Source organism: Companilactobacillus halodurans, from assembly GCF_009600985.1.
Classification (GTDB): domain Bacteria; phylum Bacillota; class Bacilli; order Lactobacillales; family Lactobacillaceae; genus Companilactobacillus; species Companilactobacillus halodurans.
This window is the reverse complement of record NZ_VDFP01000045.1, coordinates 1-5171: the sequence shown is the minus strand read 5'-3', so window position 1 is coordinate 5171 and position 5171 is coordinate 1. Positions and strand designations below refer to the sequence as shown.

Here is a 5171-nt window from a genome sequence, read left to right as displayed (position 1 = left end):
GCGATCTATTAGGAATTAATTATCTAGGTACTCATACGATGCGCAAAACTGGGGCTTATCGCGTTTATACGCAATCCAATTACAATATTGGCCTAGTCATGCACTTACTAAATCATTCAAGTGAAGCCATGACTTTAGCTTATTTAGGCTTGGATCAAGCAAGTACAGAAAACATGTTGAACCAAATTGATTTTGGGTAAATTAGTTTGATTTTGTTGTCACCAACGGCGACTTCTGATACAGGTCTCTAATGGGTCTAGCACAACATAGAATAAATTCTATGTATAAGTGCGCATTGACCTTGTTTAACTCGGTCTTATTATAACCATAAAATCAATTTTTGCCGTTGTTAAATGGAATGTATTCTTAATTTAATTTATGCTTACACTTAACTGATTTTGTTATGCTTTAAATGCTAAAAATTGTTGTATATCCCGCTGCTTTCAACCAAATTTTTTTAATTGCTTTGTGCAGAGAATCTTCATAAGCCTGGCAACAAAATTTGAATAGCTAACTGTAAGAACTGCGTATCTAAACTGAAATCATTATTTTAATGTTAGGAGTAATTAAGCTGGACGAAAAGAAAGTATTAAAACCCATTGATGAAATGCTTGCTGATCCTTGGCAAGTTGATATTCAAGAATTGTTTGAAGCTTCTGTCAATGAACCTGATGAGATCAAAAGGAACTTGTATGATTCCTTATACACTTATGTTTTGCAAAAAAGACAATAAGATATTATTAATCGTCCTGGCTTCGTTATTTAGCCCTCTAAAAGCCTGCTGAGGGCTTTTTGTTTTTGCTTTGATATAAATGTATATGAACGGTCTTAAAATCGCTAGAAACGAAAAATAAGACCCTTAAAAACGAACATAGCAGCTAAATTCTTGTTAAGATTCAGAAAAACTGACTGTTTGCTGTCAATGGTAGCGGACGAGCAAAGCGTGGGAGCATAAGGAATTGACAGCTCTAAACCGGTCTTAACACTGAATTGGCGAAAGCCAAAGTTTCTACAAAAACTTTGCTTTCCTGCCTAACGGCGAGTGAAAAACGGTCAAGCTGGTTCAGCTTGGACGGGGTGCGGGGCGTCAGCGCCCGTATAAATGTGGCTTGCCACACCTTTTTAGGCAACGAACAGCGTGAGGCGCAAGGAGCATAGCGACTGGAGTTTAATGTGAGCTGGTTTTGGCTCACTCCTTTGTGTTTTTTTGTTTTAGGTTTGGATCTCGTACAGTGGTGCCTCTTATATACCTCTTTTATAAACCTCTTTTAAACCTCTTTTAGACCCCTCTTGAACCTTACTCTCCCAAGGCTCACAGAAGTTTATCAAGTAGGTTTTGTCTGTTTATCAAGTAGGTTTTGTCTGTTTATCAAGTAGGTTTTGTCTGTTTATCAAGTAGGTTTTGTCTGTTTATCAAGTAGAGTTATAAAGTTGACTACTTGATAAACATAATCTAAAATTAATTTGTAATCATTAGGAGGTACAGCATGGGAAATGAAATTATTAAATATGATCCAGAGTTAAATACCATTCCACTTCGAAAATTTACTCCAGTTGAAATGAATTTATTTTTTTCGATTATTTCTCGTATGCGTGATAAGGGAGATCAGACAGTTCGTTTTACTTTTGATCAATTAAAAGAGTTAAGTGCTTATAAACCTACTGCAAATAACCGTTTTGAAGATGACATTCAGAGAACTTATGAAAAAATGATGGGATTACATTTTGGTAGACGAAGTAAAAGCGGCTTAAATCGAGAATTTTTTGTTATGTTTACCGAATTTGAAATTAAAGGCGAAGCTGAAATACCTTACGTTGATATCCGAGTTTATCCTAAAGCCTTACACTTACTAAACGATTTAGAAAGTTGGGTTCGTTATGCGTTGGCAGAGTTTAGAGATTTAAAAAGTAGTTACGCAAAAACAATGTTTCGGTTACTAAAACAGTTCAGAACCACTGGATATGCTTATTTTTCTAAAGAAGACTTTTTTGAATTACTAGATATGCCCAAAAGTTACTGGAATAGTCCCTCTAACGTCGATAAATTTGTTATAAAACCCATTAAAGAAGAATTAACTCCTTTGTTTAGAGGATTAACGGTTAGAAAAAAATATGGTAAAGGGCGTGGGAAACCAGTGATTGGCTATTCATTTACCTGGAAACCCGAAAAGAAAGATGCCAATGATTTCTCACAAGGCCAATTACAAGATGAGCGTCAAAAGCTTTTTAATATTCAGCATAATGGTGAATTAACAGAGCAGGAAAAATGGCGCGCCATTGACAAGGTTAAGGGGTTAACTTTAGGCTCTACTGAGAAACAAGCATTGGCTGATAAACAGGCCGAGCACGATAAAAAAATAAGAGATCAAGCAAGACAAGAAGCACTTGCTGAACTCCGAAAGGGGTTTGGAAATCATGCCTAAAACTATTAGAGAACTTGCTGACGAATTTGGTGTATCAAAACAAGCCATTAGGGAAAAAACTAGATGCAAACTTTAGTTGTTGTTAATTCGGGATATTTACTGTTAAAGCAACATTCATTGGTGGCAACAACCAGAACCAAATCAATTATAGTTTAGCTTGAAGATTGATACCTAGTTTAAAAAACGACAATAACACCAATCGACAACCAAGTTTAAGCTTTGCTTGTCGATTGGTGTTATTGTCGTTTTTAACTTATGACTTATGTACGCCATTAATTGCTAAAACTATGTATGATCATTTGTCCAATGCTCAATAGAAGTTATTCCAAAACAGTCGCCATATGCCGTTTGTTGAACACCACGATGAATACATTAACTTGCTAAGTTCATGGTTAATCGAACATTAAATAATTTTTCTAAAATAAAAAAACAGGACACAGAAAGTAGTTTTTATGTTCTGTTTTTTTATTGTCATAACTCTTATTACTGATCAATTGCTGCTCTAATTTCCATCCTCAATTCAAAACCACTAAGCTCAGTTATACCATTATTAGTCTAAATTAGCTTATACCTTTGTATTTTTTCTCAGATCCAGACGGATGTTTTATTCCTAAAATTTAGTTTTTCCTAAATTAATACTTTCGCAGGAGCTTTACGTGAAAAATATACAATATAAAGCTATAATGGATTTTGAATAGTGATAATAGAAAGGAGCATTTTATATGTATCATTCAAATGGAAACTACGAAGCTCTAGTACATGCACGTAAACCTAAAGGCGTCGACCAAAAATCTGCCTATATCGTTGGCGGCGGTTTAGCGGGTTTAGCAGCTGGCGTTTTCCTTGTTCGTGACGCACAAATGCCAGGTAAGCACATCCACATCTTAGAAGAATTACCAGTTGCAGGCGGTTCTTTAGACGGCACAAAGAAACCTGTCATTGGATTTGTTACTCGCGGAGGCCGTGAAATGGAAAACCACTTTGAATGTATGTGGGATATGTATAGCTCGATTCCTTCATTAGAGATTCCAGGTGCTTCATACCTCGATGAATACTACTGGTTGGATAAAGATGACCCCAATTCCTCGAATTGTCGCATGATTCATTCACGTGGTAATGAAGTTCCAGATGATGGGCAGTATACCTTAGGTAAAACTTCTAAAGAAATCGTCAAACTAATCATGACACCTGAAGATAGTTTGGGCAAAAAAACCATCGAAGAATACTTTTCGGATGAATTCTTTACCAGCAATTTTTGGTATTATTGGTCGACCATGTTTGCTTTCGAAAAATGGCATTCAGTTGTTGAAATGCGTCGTTACTGCATGCGTTTTATTCATCACATTGATGGTCTACCTGATTTTACCGCTTTAAAGTTCAACAAATATAATCAGTATGAATCAATGACTTTACCGCTCGTAAATTATCTTGAAAAACATGGCGTGGATTTTCAATTTAATACAATCGTTAACAATGTGATCGTCAATACTAACAATGGTGAAAAACATGCGCAAAAATTATTACTGACCGTTGATGATACTCCACAAGAAATTCAATTAACTGATAATGATATCGTCTTTGTTACAAACGGTTCTATTACGGAAAGTTCAACTTACGGTGATCACCATACTCCTGCACCAACAACATCAAAACCTGGTCCAAGTTGGGAATTGTGGGAAAACTTAGCAGAACAATCTGCTGATTTCGGTCATCCGAAAGTCTTTTACAAGAATCTTCCAAAGAAGTCTTGGTACATTTCAGCAACTGCTACTGTCAAAAACCCTGCAGTGGAACCCTACATTGAACGTTTAACAAAACGAGACCTTCATGATGGTAAAGTCAATACCGGCGGGATCATCACGATCAAAGATTCGAATTGGATGATGAGCTTTTGCGTTCACCGGCAACCGCATTTTAAATCGCAAAATGAAAATGAGACTATCGTATGGATCTATGGCTTGTATTCCAATACACAAGGAAACTATATCAAGAAAAACATTGAAGATTGCACTGGTGAAGAGATCACGGAGGAATGGCTTTACCACCTGGGTGTTCCAGAAGCCTTAATCAGTAAACTTGCTCAACAAGACTCAATCAACACTAACCCTGTTTATATGCCATTTATCACTTCATATTTTATGCCGCGAGTTAAAGGAGACCGTCCAGATATTGTTCCAACAGGTTCAAAGAATTTGGCCTTCATTGGCAACTTTGCTGAATCTCCGACACGTGACACAGTTTTTACGACAGAATATTCCATTAGGACAGCCATGGAGTCAGTGTATACTTTGTTAAATGTTGAACGCGGCGTACCTGAAGTTTTCAACTCCATCTACGATATCCGCGAGCTTCTCAAATCAATGTATTATTTGAACGACAAACAAAAATTAACTGACAGCGAACTGCCAATTCCTGGTTTTATTGAGCATCAAGGTCTCAAGAAAGTTAAAGGGACTTGGCTCGGAGAACTACTTGAAAATGCAAAACTAATTTAACAACTTTCCACATTTAAGCACGATCTCTCGTGATAATTAGAACCACTCTTAATTAGCGAGGGATTTTTTGGTTCTTTATCAAGTGGTACTGATGAAATAAATTATTAAACTTGAAAAGTATTTGGTCTAGCTTAGTTAAGCTGCTTGTTCCTGAATGGAGCGGGCAGCTTTTTTTAGTGCGCTGTGAAAATTCAAACTGACATAGCTATTCTTTAATTCAACCAGGATACGTAGTCGAAAATTCTCAAAGTTT

The 5171-nt window shown here is 36.4% G+C and carries 3 protein-coding genes and 1 pseudogene; all 4 read left to right on the top strand.

What is annotated here, in order from left to right:
* Positions 1 to 200, top strand: a pseudogene (locus FHL06_RS11950) (tyrosine-type recombinase/integrase); the annotation flags it as partial.
* A 353-nt stretch (positions 201 to 553) separates the two neighbouring features.
* The gene (locus FHL06_RS11945) at positions 554 to 733 is read left to right on the top strand and encodes a hypothetical protein (RefSeq protein ID WP_153386813.1); all 180 of its coding nucleotides are present in this window, start codon (positions 554 to 556) and stop codon (positions 731 to 733) included.
* 754 nt (positions 734 to 1487) lie between these two features.
* The gene (locus tag FHL06_RS11940) at positions 1488 to 2423 is read left to right on the top strand and encodes a replication initiation protein (protein WP_105316387.1); all 936 of its coding nucleotides are present in this window, start codon (positions 1488 to 1490) and stop codon (positions 2421 to 2423) included.
* A gap of 722 nt (positions 2424 to 3145) precedes the next feature.
* Positions 3146 to 4918: an oleate hydratase gene (locus tag FHL06_RS11935; protein WP_153386812.1), complete on the top strand. Its 1773-nt coding sequence runs from the start codon at positions 3146 to 3148 to the stop codon at positions 4916 to 4918.
* Positions 4919 to 5171 lie beyond the last annotated feature (253 nt).